The sequence below is a fragment of the Streptomyces sp. NPDC005574 genome, assembly GCF_040605435.1.
Lineage (GTDB): Bacteria > Actinomycetota > Actinomycetes > Streptomycetales > Streptomycetaceae > Streptomyces.
Map to the genome: position 1 here is coordinate 1 of NZ_JBEXCW010000058.1, position 17965 is coordinate 17965.

Sequence of the window (17965 nt, forward strand, 5' to 3'; positions counted from 1 at the left end):
GCATCGACGTCCTGTTCGCCATGCTCCGCGACGGCACCTTCTACCAACCACCCACACCCGCTACGGCTTGACGAAAACCATAGAGGCACCTTTTCCCCGACCAACGGAAGAAGGAGTGCATGAATCGCAAACCGTTCTTACTCTCCATCGTGGCTGCGGTACTTCTCGTCCTGTCAGCCGCGGGCACCTCGTTCAGCAGTGGCCTCGGCGCGTCCCCGTCGACCGCGAAGACCGCGGCCGCGCCGAGTGGCGGGTGCGGCAAGGCCCCGGCGCTGACGAGCGGCAACCACACGGTTCAGAGCGGCGGCCAGAACCGCAGTTACATCCTGCGGGTCCCGACCGGCTACGACAGCAACCACCCCTACCGGCTGATCTTCGGCTTCCACTGGCGGGGTGGCACCGCCAACGACGTCGACTCGGGCGGAACGGACGGCTACAACTGGTCCTACTACGGCCTGCGGCGCCTGGCGGACAACGCGAACAACAGCACGATCTTCGTCGCCCCGCAGGGCAACGGCAACGGCTGGGCCAACCCCGGCGGTCAGGACGTGGCCTTCGTCGACGCCATGGTCAGCCAGCTCGAAGCAGGTCTGTGCGTCGACACCACCCAGTTGTTCTCCGCCGGCTTCAGCTACGGCGGCGCGATGTCGTACGCCCTCGCCTGCTCCCGAGCGACGGTGTTCCGCGCGGTCGCGGTCTACTCCGGAGCGAACCTCAGCGGGTGCAACGGCGGCAGCCAGCCCATCGCCTACATGGGTCTGCACGGCCTCAGGGACAACGTGCTGCCCATCTCGTCGGGACGGGAACTGCGCGACACCTTCGTCCGGGCCAACGGCTGCACGCGGCAGAACCCGCCCGAGCCGGCCAACGGAAGCCTGACGCACATCATCACCACCTACTCCGGATGCAGGTCCGGATACCCCGTCGTCTGGGCCGCGTTCGACGGAGCGGGCCACGACCCCGGTCCCATCGACGGTTCCACCGGTGACGGCTGGCGCACCTGGACGTCGGCAGCGGTGTGGCAGTTCTTCAGCCAGTTCGGCTCGAACACGCAGCCGCCGCCCCCGTCCGGCAACCAGGCGATCATCGGCCAGGGGTCGGGACGCTGCCTCGACATCAACAACTCCACCACGGCCAACGGCACACAGGCACAACTGTGGGACTGCAACGGTGGCTCCAACCAACGCTGGACCTACACCGCCGCAAAGCAGCTCGTCGTCTACGGCAACAAGTGCCTGGGCGTCGGCCAGTCGGCGGGCAACGGCGCCCCGGCGGCGATCTGGGACTGCAGCGGGCAGGCGGACCAGCAGTGGAACGTCAATGCCGACGGCACGATCGCGGCGGTGCAGTCGGGTCTCTGCCTCGACGCGAGCGGTCAGGGGACCGCCAACGGGACGAAGATCCAGTTGTGGAGTTGCTCGGGCGGTGCCAACCAGCACTGGCGCCTGGAGAACTGACAGGCCGGGGCCAGGCACGACACCGTGCGGGCCTGGCCCCCCAGACCTCGATGCACGCCGAGCCGGATCCGCGCAGGCGCCCTGCGGCGACCGGCGGTACCTGGGCGGGACGCCCACCGGCCTGCCCACGAAAAGGAGCCCACCGTGCCCAAACGATCAAGCAGACGACTGCTTCGTCTCTTCGCAGCTGCCGCGCTGGCGGTCACCGCGTCCTTCACTGCCGCGGTCCACTCCACCGCTTCGGCCGCGCCCGGCAGTCCGGCGCTCACGCCGCCGCTGGGCTGGAACAGCTGGAACAGCTTCGGGTGCGGGGTCACTGAGGCGCAGGTCCGTCAGGCCGCCGACGCGATGGTGTCCTCGGGCATGCGGGAGGCCGGCTACCGGTATGTGGTGGTCGACGACTGCTGGTTCGACCCGCAGCGCGACGCGGCGGGCAACCTGCGGGCCAATCCGACCAAGTTCCCGAGCGGGATGAAGGCCCTCGGGGACTACATCCACAGCAAGGGCCTGAAGTTCGGGATCTACCAGGTGCCGGGCGACCGCACCTGCGCGCAGGCCAGCGGAGGCTATCCCGGGTCGACGGGCAGCAGGGGGCACGAGACCCAGGACGCGACCACGTTCGCCGCGTGGGGCGTCGACTACCTCAAGTACGACTGGTGCTCCTCCAGCGGTACCCGCGACGAGCAGGTCACCCGGTTCACGCTCATGCGCGATGCCCTGCGCGCCACCGGGCGGCCGATCGTCTACAGCATCAACCCCAACAGCTTCCACGCCATCACCGGCGCCACCTACAACTGGGGCGAGGTCGCCGACCTGTGGCGGACGACCGAGGATCTGCTCGACATCTGGCAGAACGGCAACACCAACAGCTATCCGATGGGCGTCGGCAACGTCCTGGACGTCACCGCGCCCCTGGCGGCACAGTCGGGCCCGGGCCACTGGAACGACCCCGACATGCTGGTCGTCGGGCGCCCCGGCCTGTCACTGACCGAGTCCCGCTCCCACTTCGCCCTCTGGGCCCTGATGGGTTCCCCGCTCATGGCCGGAAACGACATCCGCACCATGTCCGCGGACGTGAGCGCGATCCTGCGCAACTCCCGCCTGCTGGCGGTGAACCAGGATGCGCTGGGCGTGGGCGGACGCAGGGTGCGCGACGACGGCAACACCGAGGTTTTCGCCAAGCCTCTGTCCGACGGCTCGGTCGCGGTGGGCCTGTTCAACCGGGGAGCAGGCACCGCGACGGTCGCCACTACGGCGGCGCAAGTCGGCCTGTCCGGCGGGCAGTTCACCCTCACGGACCTGTGGACCGGCGGCACATCGAGCACGTCCGGACAGATCTCGGCGAGCATCCCCGCGCACGGCGTGGCTGTGTTCCGGATCAGCGGTGGCAGCCCGCTGACCGCCACCACCTCGCGTCTGCGCGGCAGCGCCTCCGGCCGCTGTCTGGACGTGGACAACGCCTCCACCGCGGCCGGGGCCACGGCACTGATCTGGGACTGCCACACGGCCGCCAACCAGCTGTGGACCACATGGGCCGGCGGTGAGATCCGCGTCTTCGGCGACAAGTGCCTGGACGCCTACGACCAGGGCACCGCCAACGGCACGCGGGTCATCACCTGGCCCTGCAACGGCCAGGACAACCAGAAGTGGACCATCGGCGCCGACGGGTCGATCCGCAACCTCCACTCCGGACTGTGCCTCAACGTCGACGCAGCCGGCACCACCAACGGAACCCCGCTGGTCCTGTGGAGCTGCAACGGCCAGGCCGGCCAGAAGTGGACCCGAGCGTGAGGGGCGTCGCGCACCGGCCTGCACCTCACCCACCAGCCAGCATCCCCCGGAGGCCACGATGATGACGGCTCGGCCGATACCCACCACCGGCACGCGGCTCACCCGGGCAGCCGTCTGGATGGTGGGCCTCCTGCTGGCGTTCGCCGCCGTTCCCGCCGCGGTGCAGCCCACCGCGGCCCGGGCCGACAACCCGATCGTGCAGCACATCTACACCGCCGATCCTGCCCCGCTGGTGCACAACGGGCGGGTCTACCTCTACACCGGGCACGACGAGGACGGTTCCACCTACTTCACCATGAAGGACTGGCGGGTGTGGTCCTCCGCCGACATGGTCAACTGGACCGACCACGGTTCTCCGCTCAGCCTGACCACCTTCAGCTGGGCGTCCTCCGACGCGTGGGCGGGACAAGCCGTGCAGCGCAACGGCCGGTTCTACTGGTACGTGCCGGTGACGAACCGGGCGACCGGCCGGATGGCCATAGGCGTGGCGGTGTCGGACAGCCCCACCGGACCCTTCCGGGACGCCCTCGGCCACCCCCTGGTGGAGAACGGTGAGTTCGATCCGACTGTCTTCATCGACGACGACGGCCAGGCCTATCTGTACTGGGGCAACCCGAACCTGTGGTACGTCAGGCTGAACACCGACATGACCTCCTATGCGGGCAGCCCCACCAGGATCCCCCTCACAACCGCCGGGTTCGGCACCCGCACGGGCGACCCCAACCGCCCCACCCTGTACGAAGAGGGACCGTGGGTCTACAAGCGGAACGGCCTGTACTACCTGGTCTTCGCCGCCAAGTGCTGCTCGGAGTTCATCGCCTACTCGACGGCGCCCGGCCCGACCGGGCCGTGGACCTACCGCGGGACGGTCATGCCCACACAGGGCAGCAGCTTCACCAACCACCCCGGGATCGTGGACTTCAAGGGCAACTCGTACTTCTTCTACCACAACGGCGCCTTGCCGGGCGGCGGCGGCTTCACCCGCTCGGTCGCGGTGGAGAGGTTCTCCTACAACGCCGACGGAACGATCCCGACGATCAACATGACGAACACGGGCGCCCCCCAGGCCGGCACGCTCGACCCGTACGTACGCCAGGAGGCCGAGACGATCGCCCAGGGTTCCGGGATCGAGACCGAACCGTCCACCGAGGGCGGAATGAACGTCGGCTGGATCGACAACGGCGACTACATCAAAGTGAAGGGCGTGGCCTTCGGGTCCGGCGCGGCCTCCTTCACCGCGCGCGCGGCCTCGGCCAACGGCGGCGGCACCGTCGAACTGCGCCTGGGCGGTCCGAACGGGACGGTCGTGAGCCGGTGCGGTGTGCCGAACACCGGCGGCTGGCAGACCTGGACGACCGTGACCTGCCCGGTCAACGGCGCGACGGGAACCCAGGACCTCTACCTGCGGTTCACCGGCGGCAGCGGTTACCTGCTCAATATGAACTGGTGGCAGTTCACCCCTGCTGCCACCGCGACCCCACCCCGGTAGTCCGGCGGAGAGGCACACCCTCGCGATCCTGCACACTGTCGGCTCCGGCAGCGCGAGGGTGTGTTGGCCCGGATCCTGACCGTGCTGCAGGCCCGCGCGGATGCGGCCGGCCAGATCACACCCGGCTTGTCCGCGCCCACGCGGGATCCGGTGCACGATCCCCGCGCCGGCCGACCAGGTCCGCGACCGCCACGCCGGGGCAGCGCGGGAGGGCCGTCCGCGAGCCTTCGGCCGGCAGGACTCCAAGCCCCGGCATGCCGTCGAAGGCGGGATCAGCCGCCTCAAGCAGCACCGGGCGGTCGCCACCCGCCATGACAAGCTCGCCGTCGGGTGCTCGCATTGTTCGAGCCAATCGGCGAGCTCAACGACACGGGCAACACGTTCGTCGTCATCCAGCCCGACCAGGACGATCCGGCATGGTGCGCCTCCGTCACCGTCCTTGACGAGGGCGGATACGAGGTCGTCCGCCGCGACGCCACCCGCCGCGACGGCACCCGCCGCGAGCACCACGTCACCACCGGAAACCGCGTCGATCGGATCGCGCTCGATCCCACCACATGGCTGGCCGCCCGCACGTTCTGAAGCACGCATTGGTCGGTTTTGCGGCGGACGCTGATGAGGAACAGCCGCGCACCGCACCGGCGAGAGGCGCCGACCGAGGCCGCCCACGTCCGGCGGGCCCGGCCTCCCGCACACCGGAGGTCAGCCAGGGACAACTTGTCCGCGGATAAGGTCGCCCTTCACCTCGCCTCCGGTTCGAGTCAAGGTGGTCCTGTCGAACAGAGGAGGTCGGACGATGGACCGGGCGTTGCTGGCGGATTTTCTCCGCGCACGTCGTGAGGCGTTGCAGCCGGAGGACGTCGGGCTTCCCCGCGGGCAGCGTCGCCGCACCAGCGGGTTGCGGCGCGAGGAGGTGGCCGCGCTGGCCGGCATGTCGGCCGACTACTACAGCAGGATCGAGCAGCAGCGCGGTCCCGCGCCGTCGGAGCGGATGCTCGTCGCGCTCGCCCAGGCGTTGCGTCTCAACCTGCACGAGCGTGACCACCTCTTCGTCCTCGGCGGCATCCCGGCGCCACAGCGGGTCCTGCGTGACGATCACGTCGGTCCCACGATGATGAGGGTCGTCGCCGGCCTCTCGGACGTGCCCGCGATCGTGCTGTCACGGTTCGGCGAGGCGTTGTTGCAGACGCGTCCGGCGGTCGCGCTCCTCGGCGACTACACCAAGTACTCGGGCCTGTCCCGCTATTTGGTCTACCGCTGGTTCACCGGAGATCCGCGGATCCGTGGCCTCTACCCCGTCGAGGACCATCCGGTGCGCGGCAGGGTCTTCGCCGCGGAGATCCGTGACGCGTACACGGCCGACCCCACGGGGAGGGCCGGCGAGATCGTCGCGGCACTCCTGGAGGTCAGTCCCGAGTTCGCGAACATCTGGCGGTTGCACGAGGTGGGCGTGACCCACCATCACGACCTCAAGCGCTACCTGCACCCCGAGTTGGGGGAACTGGAGCTGTACGCCGAGATGCTGCTTGATCCGGAGCAGTGCCAGACGCTGCTGGTCTTCACCGCCGTGCCGGGTTCCGCCAGCCACGGCAAACTCCGGCTCCTGGCCGCCGTCGGCAACTAGCGGTCTTCGGCGACCAGCGGTCGTGGTGACCAGGGGTCGTGGTGACCAGGGTCGCCGGTGGCCAGCGGTCGTCGCCCTTCTTGACCCGTATGCATCGCTCGCAGTCGGAGCATGCTCCGACCTCGAAGTGCTTCAAAATCCAAGCATTTTTTTCATCGTGAAAGGTGAGGTCTGCCATGAAGGCAGTGCGTTTCCACGAGTACGGCACGCCGGACGTCCTGCGCCACGAAGACGTGGAACAGCCGGTCCCCGCCGCGGGAGAGGTTCTGATCCGGGTGGCCGCGACATCGTTCAACGCGGTCGACGGCAACATCCGCGCGGGCTTCATGCAGGGCCCCATTCCGGTGGTCCTGCCCCACACCCCCGGCATCGACGTCGCAGGCAGGGTCGACGCGCTGGGCGAGGGCGTGGATGGGGTCAGGGCAGGTGACCGGGTCGTCGGCTTCCTGCCGATGACCGGCGTCGGCGCGTCCGCGGAGTACGTCGTCGCACCTGCCGGGATTCTCACGCCGGCACCCACGAGCATCCCGCTGGCCGATGCCGGCGGGCTGCCCCTGGTCGGACTCACCGCCTGGCAGGCGCTCTTCGACCACGCCGAACTGACCGCCGGTCAGCGCGTGCTGATCAACGGCGCGGGCGGCGCGGTCGGCGACTACGCCGTACAGCTGGCCAAGCACGCCGGCGCCCACGTGATCGCCACGGCCGGGCCGCGCAGCAAGGAACGGGTCAGGACGGCGGGCGCCGACGAGGTTCTCGGCCACGGGGTCCCCGAGCTGTCCGCGCTCGTCGACGTCGTACTCAACCTCGCGCCCGTCGATCCGATGGAACTGGCCGCGCTGACCTCCGTGGTGCGCGACGGCGGTGTCGTGGTGAACACGACGGTGTGGATGCCCGCGCCGTTCGACGAGGAGCGCGGCGTACGCGGCGTCGACCTCTTCGTCAACAGCGACGCCGCCCAGCTGGCGCGACTGGTGGCGCTGGTCGACTCCGGTGAGCTGCGCGTCCACATCGCCCGCCGGGTGCCGTTGGCGGACCTGCCGGCCCTGCACGCCGAGGCCGCCGAAGGCGCGATCTCCGGCAAGGTCATCGTCCTTCCCTCCACCAACCCTCTCGACTAGGAGGCAGTCGTGCCACTCAGCTACGACCCGGAGTTCACCGAGGTGTTCGCCCCCATGGCCCTGGCCATGGCGGGCGCCACGCCCCCCGCGGTGGGCGACGTTCCCGCACGCCGCGCCATGTGGGAGCCGATCATCGGTGCCTCGTCGGCGGCCCAGCCCATCCCCGCCGACGTGACGACCGGCGAGCACCACGCGACGGCCGACGACGGCACACGCATCCCCCTGCGCTGGTACACGAAGTCCGACGCCGAACCTGGTCCGGCGGTGCTGTTCTTCCACGGCGGCGGCTACATCTTCGGCCACATCGACCTGTTCGACGGACCGGTCTCCCGCTATGTCTCCGCCAGCGGCGTGCCGATGCTGTCCGTCGAATACCGCCGGGCCCCCGAGCACCCCTTCCCCACACCGCTCGAGGACGCGTACACGGCCCTGTGCTGGCTGCACGGGCATGCCGACGAACTGGGCGTCGACCCGGGCCGGATCGCGGTGATGGGCGACAGCGCCGGCGGCGGACTGGCCGCAGCGCTGTCGATCCTCGCCCGGGAGCGCGGCGGCCCGGCGATCGCCCGGCAGATCCTGCTCATGCCGATGCTCGACGACCGCACGACCACACCCGACCCGCACATCGAGCCGTTCCTGCTGTGGTCCTACGACGACAGCCGCACCGCCTGGCCGGCGCTGCTCGGCGAGGCCGCGGGAGGGCCCGACGTACCCGCCACGGCGGCTCCCGCCCGGCTCGACGACGCGACGGGGCTGCCCCCCGCCTACATCGAGGTCGGCCAGCTCGACGCCTTCCGCGACGAGGACCTCGCCTACGCGACCAAGCTCAGCCGGGCCGGCGTGCCCGTGGAGTTCCACCTGCACTCCGGCGTCCCGCACGAGTTCGACTCCATCGCCTTCACGAGCGCGGTTGCCCGCCGCGCCGTCGCCGACCGCGTCCGCGTACTCAAGTCCCTTTAGCAAGCCCCTCCAGAAAGCGACACAACGTGACTATTTGGACCCCCATCGCCGTCGGCGCCCTCAACCTTCCCCACCGCCTTGCCATGGCACCGATGACCCGCGACCGCTCGCGGACGGACGGTGTCCCCAGCGACCTCAACCGTGAGTACTACCGGCAGCGCGCCTCGATGGCCCTGATCATCACCGAGGGCACCCAGCCCTCCGACGACGGACAGGGCTACCTGCTGACCCCCGGCATCCACACCGAGGCGCACATCGCCGGCTGGCGGGAGGTCACCAGCGCGGTGCACGCCGCCGGTGGCCGCATCGTCGTCCAGCTCATGCACACCGGCCGCATCTCCCACCCGGACAACACCCCGCACCACCGTCGGCCCCTCGCCCCGTCGGCCATCCGGCCCCAGGGCGTCATGTTCACCGCCTCGGGCCCGCAGGACATGCCCACTCCGCGGGCGCTCGCCACCGACGAAGTCGCCGGTGTGGTCGACGAGTTCCGCCGCGCGGCCTCAGCAGCCGTCGCCGCCGGCTTCGACGGGGTCGAGATCCACGGCGCCAACGGCTACCTGATCCACCAGTTCCTGTCGAACAACGCCAACCGACGTGCCGACCGATACGGCGGATCGATCACCAACCGCGTCCGCTTCGCCGTCGAGGTGGCATCCGCGGTGGCCGACGAGATCGGCGCCGACCGTACGGGCCTGCGCATCTCACCGGCCAACCCCTACAACGACATCACCGAGCACGACACCCACGACCTGTACCCGGCGCTGCTCGGCGCCGTCGCGCCACTGAACCTCGCCTACCTGCACGTGATCCAGGGCCGTGACGAGGAACTGCTGCGACGACTGCGCCGGCAATGGCCTACGGCCCTGCTCCTCAACCGCGCGGGCGCACCGATCGAGACGCGCGTCGCCGATCTCGACACGGGCCTGGCCGACGTCATCACGGTCGGCACGATGGCACTCGCCAATCCGGACCTGCCCGACCGCATCCGTACAGGTGCCCCGCTCAACGAGCCCGACCCGGCCACCTTCTACGGCGGCGACCACCGTGGCTACACGGACTATCCCGTTCTCGCCACCGTGGCGGGCTGAACCATGACCACACTGCTCATCGGCCCGGCCGACAAGACCGTCACGATCACTGTCCAGCAGCGAACCTGGCAGACACCCCAGGAGACCTTCCGGCTGCTGGTCCCCATCGACCTCCCCACCGTTTTCCGCCCGGTGGCGCCATTTCCCGGAATCTCCAGTGTGGCGAACCAGACCGAGGCCTGGGACCACGTAGGCCCGCGAAGGAACCCGCAGTTCGACGACGGATCACAAGCCGACGAGGAACTCACCGAATACACGGCAGGGTCCAGCTTCGCCTATCAGCTGACCGCTTTCACCAACGTCCTGTCCCGCCTCGCGGCCGGAGTCCGAGGCGAGTTCAACGTCAACCCCGACGGTGACGGCACGCTCATCCGCTGGACCTACGAGTTCAAGGCGCTGCCCGGCCGCCGCTGGATCCTCGGCGGCCCCTTCGCCCCGCTCTGGCGTCGCTACATGGTGGCCGCCCTCGCTCGATGCGTCGAGGTGATCGAAGCGGAAGAGAGCCGCGGCAGCCGGCCGGTCCACCTGACGCGGTGACCTGCTGGGGGATGGCGCGCTCGGCCGGCTTCGCGCCGACGCCCGCGTCATCCCCGGTGGAATACCGGCGGAGTGCGAGGGAGGGCGCTGGTGGCCGGGTCCTGGATATGGATGCCGGTGCCGGTGCCGGCGCCGGTGGCGAGCTTCGGGCGCACGGCCGAGCCGTTGCGGCGGACGACCGGGCGCAGGTGAGCCCGTCGGCTCAGGTGAGGGCCGTGACCACCAGGGCGAAGGCGGCGACGATGACGGCGACGCGGACGTAGTGGAGGCGCTCCCAGCGGTTCAGCTGCTGCTTCCAGTTCTCGGGCCGGTTCTCGGGGGTCCACGTCTTGTTCCGGTTGTTGATCGGGACCAGCAGCAGGAGCGACATGACAATGCTGAGGATCAGAAGGGCGCCGGCGACGGCGACGAGGCCGGCGGCGTCGTGGTGTCGTCCGGCGACAGCCCAGATGCCGACGAGGACGAGTGAGCCGATGTACCAGACCGGCATCACGGCACCGAGCATCCGGCCTGCATGGGTGTGTCCGCGTTGGCTGCTGTCCTCGGGGAGGGCGTTGAGGATCGGGTTCATGACGAAGGCGACGGAGAACTCCACCCCCACCATCAAGCCGACGGTCACGGTGGTGAGGATTTCGAGTGCGTTGAGCATGATGACCCTTTCGATATCTAGCGTTGCTAGGTGACAAGGCAACGCTAGTACTGTCGTCGCTCACTTGTCTAGCGGTGCTAGGATCGAATTATGTCGGTACAGGAACGCAAGGAACGCGAACGGGCGGAGCGTGAGCGCCTCATCGTGGCGACAGCCCGCGAACTCGCCGAGCAGCAGGGCTGGGACGCGGTCACCACCCGCCGACTCGCTGAGAGCATCGAATACAGCCAGCCCGTCCTCTACAGCCACTTCCGCGGCAAGCGCGAGATCATCGGCGCCGTCGCCCTTCAGGGCGCCACCGAGCTGGCCGCGGCGGTGCGGGCCGCGACCGCCGCCGCGGACGGTCCGCGCGCCCGGGTGTACGCCCTCGCCCGCGCCTACCTCGACTTCGCCGAACGCAACCCGGCGGTCTACGACGCCATCTTCCAGCTCGACGGCGGCCTCGCGTTCGCACAGGAGGAAACTCCGGAACCGCTCAAGGATGCTTTCGCCGCGCTGCTGGAGTGCCTCGGCGAGGTCGCCGGGGACGGCGTCGCCCCGGGGCTGTTCACCGAGGTGTTCTGGGCGTCCCTGCACGGGGTGGCGACCCTGACCAGGTCGCGACGGCTGCTGCCGGAGGACGCCGAGTCACGGGTGGAGCTGCTGGTGGACCGGCTCGCCGTGGTCTGACACGCCATCCCAGCAGGCGCGGCGCAGCCGCAGATCGCCGTGCGTAAGCCATCGCGGCACGAGGGTGAGCCTGCGGCGGTCGGTGGACACCGACTCCAGCGCGGCCCGGCGGCGCCGAGACGTCCAGCTGGTCGTGTCGGTCTCCGACAGCCGCAGTAGATCGAACAGCGAAGCGCGCAGGTTCGCAGAATCTCGGTCCCGCGGAAAGGGGCCGGTCATGGGCTGGTGGTGTCGGAGGGGGCCCCAAGGACCACGGACAGGCGGTGACCCGCCCCGTCCGCTCACTGGCCAGCGCCGCCGCCGGCGAGCCACTCGCGGACGTGATCCTGGAGACCGTTCAGGGCGAGGGCGGGGTCAACCCCGCTTGTCCGGCCCGTCTGCGCGCGTTGTCCCCCTGGGCACGTGAGCACGGCACCTTGCTGGTGGTGGACGACATCCGCACGGGCTGCGGGCGCACCGGACCCTTCTTCTCCTTCACTGGCCGGAATCGCCCCCGACATCGTCTGCCTGTCCAAGTCCATCAGCGGGTACGGGACACCCATGGTCCTCACGCGGATGCGCTCCGAGTACGACGTGTGGAAACCCGGCGAGCACAACGGCACCCCCCGCGACTACAACCCGGCGTTCGCCACCGGTGCTTGGACTCTGGAGCTGTTCTGGTCCGACGGCGCGCTGCAGGCCCGGACAGCCGCGTTGGGAGAGCGCAGGGGCCGCCCCCTCACCGTGACGGCCCGCCGGCACGGACTGCCCCGTCCCGCGCGGGCGCGGCCTGGTCTGGGGGTTGCCCTTCGGCCGTCCGGGTGCGGCGCGCGGGGTGTGCGAAGCCGCATACCGTAGTGGCCTGCTGATGGAGACGGTCGGCCCCAGGACGAGGTGGCCAAATGCTGCCGCCTCTGACCTTCGCGGACGAGCAGCTGGACCAGGGGCTGGGAACACCCGACGAGTCCGTCGCCTCGCTCGTCGGCAGGCGCACCATCGCAGCCTGACCGACCGGGCCCGGCCGCCCTGCTTTTGGCACGCAACCCCCTCGCGCGGCGAACCGGCCACGGGGTCAACGAAAGGGAGAACGGATGTCGGTCGACCTCGTCGGCTTCCTCGGCGTAGTACTGGTGGCCTATCTCGTGCCCGGCCCGGACTGGCTCGTGGTGGTGAGATCGGCCACCGAGCATCCGGCCAAGGGGCGGGCTGCGGCGCTGGGCGCCCAGGCCGGGCTGTGCGTGCACATGCTTGCCGCCGCCGTCGGCCTGTCACTGATCGCCGCGCGCTCGCCGGCGGTCTACGACGCCATCAAACTGGTGGGCGCTGCCTACCTCGTCCACCTGGGGATCCGAGCGGTGCTGGCCGCCCGACGGGCCGCCCGCGAGCGGGCCGCCGGGCGGGAGGCGGCCGACGGCCCCGCGGACGGTCCGACGCCGGAAAACGCGGCGAAGGACTCCTCGGCGCATGGCCGATGGCGGTCCGGCTTCACCCAGGGCGTCCTCACCAACGTACTCAATCCCAAGGCGGCGCTGTTCTTCCTCAGCATCCTGCCGCAGTTCGTCCACGGCGGCGGTTCGATGACGCGGCAGATCTTCTTTCTCGGCACCCTGGACGTCTTGATCGGTGTCGCCTACTGGTTCGCCCTGGTCACTGTCGCCGCCCGGCTGCGCGCGGTCCTGGCTCGCCCGAAGATCCGCCACCGCTGGGAACTGACAACCGGCTGGCTGTTCATCGCCATCGGAATCGGCGTCGCCGTGGCAGCCTGACCCCGTTCTCCGAGTGACACCACGCCCGGCAGGTTCGGCGGCGGGGGAGCGGGGACCACACGGCTGGTCGGCTCCGCAGCCGACGTCGCCGCGGCGCTGGACAACCACCGCAGGCTCGGCATCACCCACCCCGTACTCTCCGACACCCCCTGCCGACAGGAGATCAGCCGTATCGGAGACCAGTCGCGGCCCCGGCTGCGCTGACCACGCGGCACGGCGTCCGAGGCGGCCCGAAGAGGTGCGTGCCGCCGGTCATGTGAGGGTCAGTTCCGGATGGTGCTTCCTCACCACCGCGGGGTGGGCGCGGATCCAGCCCTTGAGCTCGTTCCAGCCGAACTCGGCGAACAGCGGGTTGTCCGGGTCCTCCGTCACGCCTGTCGCGATCGACGCGCCGGGGAAGGGGAGCGGGGCGATCCGGGCGTCGAGCCGGGGGTTGTAGAAGAACGGTGCGGAAAAACGCTCGCGTGATCCCGGAGGAGAGACCACACGGTGGTTCGTCGCCTTCAGATAGCCGTTCGTCGCGACCTCCAGCAGCTCGCCCAGATTCACCACGAACGCCCCGGGCAGATACGGCACGTCGATGAACCCCTGCCCGTCCGGCGTCTCGACCTGGAGCCCGGGCACCTCGTCGGTCAGCAGCAGGGTCAGGAAGCCGTAGTCCTTGTGCACGCCCACGCCCTGGTCGTCGCCCACCGGGGCCCGTCCCGGGTAGCGGACCAGCTTGAGGTGGTTGCGCGGGCGGCCGGAGAAGGCGTCGTCGTAGAAGTCCTCGGGACCCCCGATGGCCGCGAGGAGTTCGTGCAGCAGCCGGTGGGCGACCGTGCTGAGCCGGGCCATCCACTCCAGCGAGACCTCCTGGAGCACGGGCAGGGCCCCGGGCCACTGGTTCGGTCCTTCGAGCCACCAGTAGGGGGGCTCGCCCGGGGCCGGCACATGAACGGGAAGCTCGTTGCTGATGTCGAGTTGGTCGCGCCAGTCGCGGCGGCCCTGGGTGTGCTCGTTTCCGATCCGTGTGTAGCCGCGGAAATGGGGCGAGTTGAGGTTGTCGACCGCGTGCCGGTCGGCCTCGGGCAGGGCGAAGAAGTCACGGGCGGTACCGAGCAGCCGGTGCTGTTCGGCGGGGGTGATGCCGTGACCGACCAGATGGAAGAAGCCGACGTCGCGGGCGGCCCGGTGGAGCGCGGCACGGTCGAGGGCCGAGAGGTCGATCACCGGGAGGGGGACGGGCTGGGACATGGGTGGCGTTCCTTGCGAGTGGTGCGTGTACGAGGAGGAGGCAGGCGGGGATCGGCGGTTCCCGGCGCGCCGCGTCGGGGGTGTGGCACACGCGACGTGTGTGGAGGGGTGGTTGGCGTCGGCCCTGGATCGCCGCTCAGCGGTCCGCCGCCCGAGGGGTGAGGCGGTCGGCCAGCTCTTTGATCTCGGCGGGGCCGACGCGGCAGCAGCCGCCGACGAGTGCCGCGCCGGCGGCGAGCCAGGAGGGTGCCAGGTCCGCGATCTCGTCCTGGGCGCCCACCCACCTCCGGGTGGTGGCGTTCCAGACGCCTCCGCCGTTCGGATAGACGACGCCGGGCAGTCCGGTGTTCAGGTCCAGTGCGGCGGCAGCGTCGGCGGCGGGGGCGCAGTTCGCTCCGGTGGCGACGACGGCATCGCCGCCTCGGGCCAGCTCGAAGGCCTCGGTCAGCGGCTGGCCCGCGCTGGTGGTCGTCCCGCGGATGCTGTACGAGAGCCAGGCCGGGATGCCCAGGCCGTCCAGGGCGATCAGCACGGCCTCGGCTTCTCGCAGGTCGGGAATGGTCTCGACGGCGAAGACGTCGGGGGCCGCCGCGGCCAGTGCCTCCAGCCGGGGGCGGTGGAAGCGGGTGAGCTCGGCCACGGTGAGGCCGTAGTCGCCGCGGTACTCCGAGCCGTCGGCGAGCATCGCGCCGTACGGGCCCACGGACGCCGCGACCCAGCGCGTCCCGCCGTTCTCGGCCTCGGCGGCCTCGGCGGCATCACGGGCCAGGTACACGCTGCGCTGCAGCAGTGCCGTGGTGTCGGTGCGGGAGATGCCCAGGCGGGCGAAGCCTTCGTAGGTGGCCTGGTAACTGGCCGTGATGGCGACCTGCGCGCCTGCCGTGAAGTAGGCGCGGTGGACGGCGGCGATCGCGTCGGGGTCGTCTCGGAGCAGGCGGGCGGACCAGAGGGTGCCGCTGAGGTCGTGCCCCTGAGCCTCCAACTCGTTGGACATGCCGCCGTCCAGGACGAGGGGGCCGGCGGCCAGGGCGTCGTGGAAGGTCGTCACAGCACTCTCGTCACGAAGTCGCGGGTTCGGGGGTGGTCCGGGGCGGTCAGGATGCGGGTGGGCGGTCCGGACTCCAGGATCCGGCCGTCGTCGAAGAAGACGACTTCATCGGCGACCTCGCGGGCGAAGCCCAGTTCGTGGGTGACGACGAGCATCGTCATGCCGTCGGCGGCGAGGCCGCGCATGACGTCCAGCACCTCGCCGACCAGTTCCGGGTCGAGTGCCGAGGTCGGCTCGTCGAACAACATGAGCTTGGGCCGCATGGCCAGCGCGCGAGCGATGGCGACCCGTTGCTGCTGGCCTCCGGACAGCTGGGCGGGGTAGGCGTCGCGCCGGTCGGCCAGACCGACCCGGTCGAGGAGTGCCAATGCCCCGTCGGCGGCCTCGGCGCGGGGGTGGCCCGCGCCGAGCGGCCCCTCGGCGACGTTGGCGAGTGCCGTCAGGTGCGGGAAGAGGTGGAAGCGCTGGAAGACCATGCCGATGTTCCGACGCTGCCGGGCCAGGTCACGCCGGCGTAGTTCGCGCAGCCCGTCCCGGTACGGCTCGAAACCGATCGGTGCGCCGTCCACCAGGATCCGGCCGCCGTCGGGTCGCTCCAGATGGTTCACGCACCGCAGGAAGGTGGACTTCCCCGACCCGGAGGGTCCGATCACACAGGTCACCGTCCCGCGCGGTACGGAAAGGTCGATGCCGCGCAGCACCTCATGCCCGGCGAAGGACTTGCGGACGCCGGTGGCCTCGATCATCATCGGCTGCTGCCCTTCGCGAAGTGACGTTCGAGGTAGTGCTGGCCGAGGTTCAGCAGCGTCGTGACGGCCAGATACCAGATGCTGGCGACGATCAGCAGCGGGATCGTCTGGTAGGTGCGCGAGTACACGATCTGCACGGAGTACAGCAGTTCCGCGTAGGCCAGCACACTCACCAGGGACGTCGTCTTGAGCATGGAGATGGCTTCGTTGCCGACCGGCGGGATGATCACCCGCATCGCCTGGGGGAGGATGATCCGGCGCAGGATCCTGGCCCGGGACAGGCCCAGCGCGTCCGCGGCCTCCACCTGCCCGCCGTCGACCGAGACGATCCCGGCCCGGATGATCTCGGCGAGATAGGCGGCTTCGTTGAGGCCGAGACCGAGCAGGGCCGCGGTCAGGGTCGTGATGACGGAGTTCGCGGGTACGGCACCGATCGCCGGCAGGAGGGGCAGGTGAAGTGAAAGCGTCGGGTACAGCGCGGAGATGAAGCCCCAGAACAGCAGTTGGACCAGCAGCGGGGTACCCCGGAAGAGCCAGATGTACGCCCAGCTGACGGATCGGGCGACGGGGTTGTCCGACAGTCGCATGAGCGCCAGCGCGATGCCGAGCACGAGCCCGATCGCCATGGCGGCGGCGGTGAGTTCCAGGGTGGTCAGCAGGCCCCGCAGCACTGTGCGGCTGAACAGCCAGGCGCCGACAGTGTCCCAGCCGAAGCGCCGGTTGGTGATCAGCGACTGGGCCAGGGACGCGGCCAGGAGCACGACCACGAGGGTCAGGCCCCACTGGCCCGGTCTGCGGCGGCGGTAGACCGGCAACTCCGCGCTCATGAGGCCGCGTTGATCTCGAACGTGTCCAGGGCGCCGGACTCCAGGCCCCACTTGGCGAGGACCTGCTCGTACCCGCCGTTCGCCTTCAGGTCCTCCAGAGCGGACTTGAGCAGCCCGGTCAGCTCGCTGTTCTTCTGTACGGCGATACCGAAGGGCGCGTTGCCGTAGGAGTCGCCGGCGACCTCGAGCTTGCCGCCGGACTGCTGGGCGGCATAGGCGGCGACCGGCGAGTCGGCCAGGGCGGCGTCGGCGCGGCCGCTGGTGACGGCGAGGTTCACACCGGTGCCGTCCGGGAAGGTGCTGACCTTGATCGGCGTCTTGCAGGTCTTGGCACGGGCCGGCAGGTCCACGAGCGCCTGCGTGGAGCCCTTCGCCACGGCGACGGCACGACCGCACAGGGAGTCGCCTTCGGGCTTGAGCGCCTGCGGGTTTTCGGCCGGGACCAGCAGGGACGTGCCCGCGTCGAAGTAGGTGACGAAGTCGACGACCTTCTCCCGCTCGGCGGTGTCCGTGAAGGACGAGACGCCGAGCTGGTACTTCCCCGACTGCAGGCCGGGCAGGATCGAGTCGAAGGGCACGTTCACGATGGTGACCTTGACGCCGAGGACAGCGCCGAGGGCCTTGTCGAGGTCGGCCTCGGCGCCGGTGACCGTCTTGTTGTCGGAGGCGAAGAAGTCCATCGGCGGGTAGCTGACATCGCTGGCGACCGTGATCCCGCTCGCCTTCAAGGCGGCCGGGACCTTGGCGGCGAGCGCGGCGTTCCTCGCGATCGGGGCGGCGGCGGAAGAGGTGCCGGACGACGTGCCGGAGGAGGCTCCGGCCGGCTCGGAGGGGTCGGCGCAGCCCGCCAGGAGGAGCGTCGCGGAGCCGAGGAGTATGAGCGGGCGCAGAGCGGACAAGACGAACTCCTGATGAGCCTGATGTGCGAGGTATTGGCTGGAGACTATCCACGGATGCGTAATAAACAAGTCCAGT

General features: G+C 70.1%; 17 protein-coding genes and 1 pseudogene. 12 read left to right on the forward strand and 6 right to left on the reverse strand.

All coding sequences use genetic code 11. The features are described from left to right. Nucleotides 1–119 precede the first annotated feature (119 nt). The 9 genes and pseudogenes from ABZT03_RS29115 (at nucleotide 120) to ABZT03_RS29155 (ending at nucleotide 10067) form a co-directional block, all read left to right on the forward strand. Nucleotides 120–1457 (forward strand): ricin-type beta-trefoil lectin domain protein, encoded by a 1338-nt coding sequence (locus ABZT03_RS29115; RefSeq protein WP_356044655.1) that lies wholly within the window; start codon nucleotides 120–122, stop codon nucleotides 1455–1457. Between the two features lie 144 nt (nucleotides 1458–1601). Then, nucleotides 1602–3248 (forward strand): RICIN domain-containing protein, encoded by a 1647-nt coding sequence (locus ABZT03_RS29120; RefSeq protein WP_356044657.1) that lies wholly within the window; start codon nucleotides 1602–1604, stop codon nucleotides 3246–3248. Nucleotides 3249–3306: 58 nt separating this feature from the next. Next, a complete protein-coding gene (locus tag ABZT03_RS29125; protein WP_356044658.1) occupies nucleotides 3307–4737 on the forward strand; it encodes a glycoside hydrolase family 43 protein in 1431 nt (476 codons plus the stop codon). 336 nt (nucleotides 4738–5073) lie between these two features. Next, nucleotides 5074–5319 (forward strand): annotated as a pseudogene (locus ABZT03_RS29130) (hypothetical protein); the annotation flags it as partial. A gap of 214 nt (nucleotides 5320–5533) precedes the next feature. Then, entirely contained in the window at nucleotides 5534–6361 is an 828-nt protein-coding gene (locus ABZT03_RS29135) for a helix-turn-helix transcriptional regulator (protein ID WP_356044659.1), read from the forward strand. Nucleotides 6362–6537: 176 nt separating this feature from the next. Continuing rightward, the gene (locus ABZT03_RS29140) at nucleotides 6538–7479 is read left to right on the forward strand and encodes an NADP-dependent oxidoreductase (protein ID WP_356044661.1); all 942 of its coding nucleotides are present in this window, start codon (nucleotides 6538–6540) and stop codon (nucleotides 7477–7479) included. 9 nt (nucleotides 7480–7488) lie between these two features. Next, nucleotides 7489–8439, forward strand: a complete 951-nt coding sequence (locus tag ABZT03_RS29145) for an alpha/beta hydrolase (RefSeq protein ID WP_356044662.1) — start codon at nucleotides 7489–7491, stop codon at nucleotides 8437–8439. 26 nt (nucleotides 8440–8465) lie between these two features. Beyond that, nucleotides 8466–9530, forward strand: a complete 1065-nt coding sequence (locus tag ABZT03_RS29150; protein ID WP_356044664.1) for an alkene reductase — start codon at nucleotides 8466–8468, stop codon at nucleotides 9528–9530. Between the two features lie 3 nt (nucleotides 9531–9533). After that, nucleotides 9534–10067, forward strand: coding sequence for an SRPBCC family protein (locus ABZT03_RS29155; protein WP_356044667.1), 534 nt, complete (start codon nucleotides 9534–9536; stop codon nucleotides 10065–10067). Nucleotides 10068–10269: 202 nt separating this feature from the next. Here ABZT03_RS29155 and ABZT03_RS29160 read toward each other — a convergent pair whose 3' ends face one another. Beyond that, nucleotides 10270–10716, reverse strand: a complete 447-nt coding sequence (locus tag ABZT03_RS29160; RefSeq protein WP_356044670.1) for a DUF1772 domain-containing protein — start codon at nucleotides 10714–10716, stop codon at nucleotides 10270–10272. A gap of 90 nt (nucleotides 10717–10806) precedes the next feature. Between ABZT03_RS29160 and ABZT03_RS29165 the strand changes: the two genes are divergently transcribed. The 3 genes from ABZT03_RS29165 (at nucleotide 10807) to ABZT03_RS29175 (ending at nucleotide 13130) form a co-directional block, all read left to right on the forward strand. Beyond that, on the forward strand, nucleotides 10807–11385 hold the full coding sequence (locus ABZT03_RS29165) for a TetR/AcrR family transcriptional regulator (RefSeq protein WP_356044672.1): 579 nt from the start codon (nucleotides 10807–10809) through the stop codon (nucleotides 11383–11385). Between the two features lie 263 nt (nucleotides 11386–11648). Beyond that, nucleotides 11649–12233: an aminotransferase class III-fold pyridoxal phosphate-dependent enzyme gene (locus tag ABZT03_RS29170; RefSeq protein ID WP_356044675.1), complete on the forward strand. Its 585-nt coding sequence runs from the start codon at nucleotides 11649–11651 to the stop codon at nucleotides 12231–12233. Nucleotides 12234–12455: 222 nt separating this feature from the next. Continuing rightward, the gene (locus tag ABZT03_RS29175; protein WP_356044677.1) at nucleotides 12456–13130 is read left to right on the forward strand and encodes a LysE family translocator; all 675 of its coding nucleotides are present in this window, start codon (nucleotides 12456–12458) and stop codon (nucleotides 13128–13130) included. Between the two features lie 252 nt (nucleotides 13131–13382). Here ABZT03_RS29175 and ABZT03_RS29180 read toward each other — a convergent pair whose 3' ends face one another. The 5 genes from ABZT03_RS29180 to ABZT03_RS29200 all read right to left on the reverse strand — a co-directional run bounded on the left by ABZT03_RS29180 (nucleotide 13383) and on the right by ABZT03_RS29200 (nucleotide 17889). Then, nucleotides 13383–14366 (reverse strand): 2-oxoglutarate and iron-dependent oxygenase domain-containing protein, encoded by a 984-nt coding sequence (locus ABZT03_RS29180; RefSeq protein WP_356044679.1) that lies wholly within the window; start codon nucleotides 14364–14366, stop codon nucleotides 13383–13385. Between the two features lie 136 nt (nucleotides 14367–14502). Beyond that, complete coding sequence (gene mmuM / locus ABZT03_RS29185; protein WP_356044681.1) at nucleotides 14503–15414, reverse strand: homocysteine S-methyltransferase; 912 nt, start codon at nucleotides 15412–15414, stop codon at nucleotides 14503–14505. Next, a complete protein-coding gene (locus ABZT03_RS29190) occupies nucleotides 15411–16160 on the reverse strand; it encodes an amino acid ABC transporter ATP-binding protein (protein ID WP_356044760.1) in 750 nt (249 codons plus the stop codon). The genes mmuM and ABZT03_RS29190 overlap by 4 nt, the downstream gene beginning before the upstream one ends. Next, nucleotides 16160–16990: an amino acid ABC transporter permease gene (locus tag ABZT03_RS29195; RefSeq protein WP_356044684.1), complete on the reverse strand. Its 831-nt coding sequence runs from the start codon at nucleotides 16988–16990 to the stop codon at nucleotides 16160–16162. The genes ABZT03_RS29190 and ABZT03_RS29195 overlap by 1 nt, the downstream gene beginning before the upstream one ends. After that, a complete protein-coding gene (locus ABZT03_RS29200) occupies nucleotides 16987–17889 on the reverse strand; it encodes an ABC transporter substrate-binding protein (protein WP_356044687.1) in 903 nt (300 codons plus the stop codon). The genes ABZT03_RS29195 and ABZT03_RS29200 overlap by 4 nt, the downstream gene beginning before the upstream one ends. Between the last annotated feature and the right edge of the window lie 76 nt (nucleotides 17890–17965).

What these genes read in the sequence shown, in the direction of transcription:
- ABZT03_RS29155 (WP_356044667.1), top strand. Translation starts at nt 9,534, where the DNA reads ATGACCACACTGCTCATCGGCCCGGCCGACAAGACCGTCACGATCACT.
- ABZT03_RS29135 (WP_356044659.1), top strand. Translation starts at nt 5,534, where the DNA reads ATGGACCGGGCGTTGCTGGCGGATTTTCTCCGCGCACGTCGTGAGGCG.
- ABZT03_RS29195 (WP_356044684.1), bottom strand. Translation starts at nt 16,990, where the DNA reads ATGAGCGCGGAGTTGCCGGTCTACCGCCGCCGCAGACCGGGCCAGTGG.
- ABZT03_RS29190 (WP_356044760.1), bottom strand. Translation starts at nt 16,160, where the DNA reads ATGATCGAGGCCACCGGCGTCCGCAAGTCCTTCGCCGGGCATGAGGTG.
- ABZT03_RS29125 (WP_356044658.1), top strand. Translation starts at nt 3,307, where the DNA reads ATGATGACGGCTCGGCCGATACCCACCACCGGCACGCGGCTCACCCGG.
- ABZT03_RS29140 (WP_356044661.1), top strand. Translation starts at nt 6,538, where the DNA reads ATGAAGGCAGTGCGTTTCCACGAGTACGGCACGCCGGACGTCCTGCGC.
- ABZT03_RS29180 (WP_356044679.1), bottom strand. Translation starts at nt 14,366, where the DNA reads ATGTCCCAGCCCGTCCCCCTCCCGGTGATCGACCTCTCGGCCCTCGAC.
- ABZT03_RS29115 (WP_356044655.1), top strand. Translation starts at nt 120, where the DNA reads ATGAATCGCAAACCGTTCTTACTCTCCATCGTGGCTGCGGTACTTCTC.
- ABZT03_RS29165 (WP_356044672.1), top strand. Translation starts at nt 10,807, where the DNA reads ATGTCGGTACAGGAACGCAAGGAACGCGAACGGGCGGAGCGTGAGCGC.
- ABZT03_RS29175 (WP_356044677.1), top strand. Translation starts at nt 12,456, where the DNA reads ATGTCGGTCGACCTCGTCGGCTTCCTCGGCGTAGTACTGGTGGCCTAT.
- ABZT03_RS29160 (WP_356044670.1), bottom strand. Translation starts at nt 10,716, where the DNA reads ATGCTCAACGCACTCGAAATCCTCACCACCGTGACCGTCGGCTTGATG.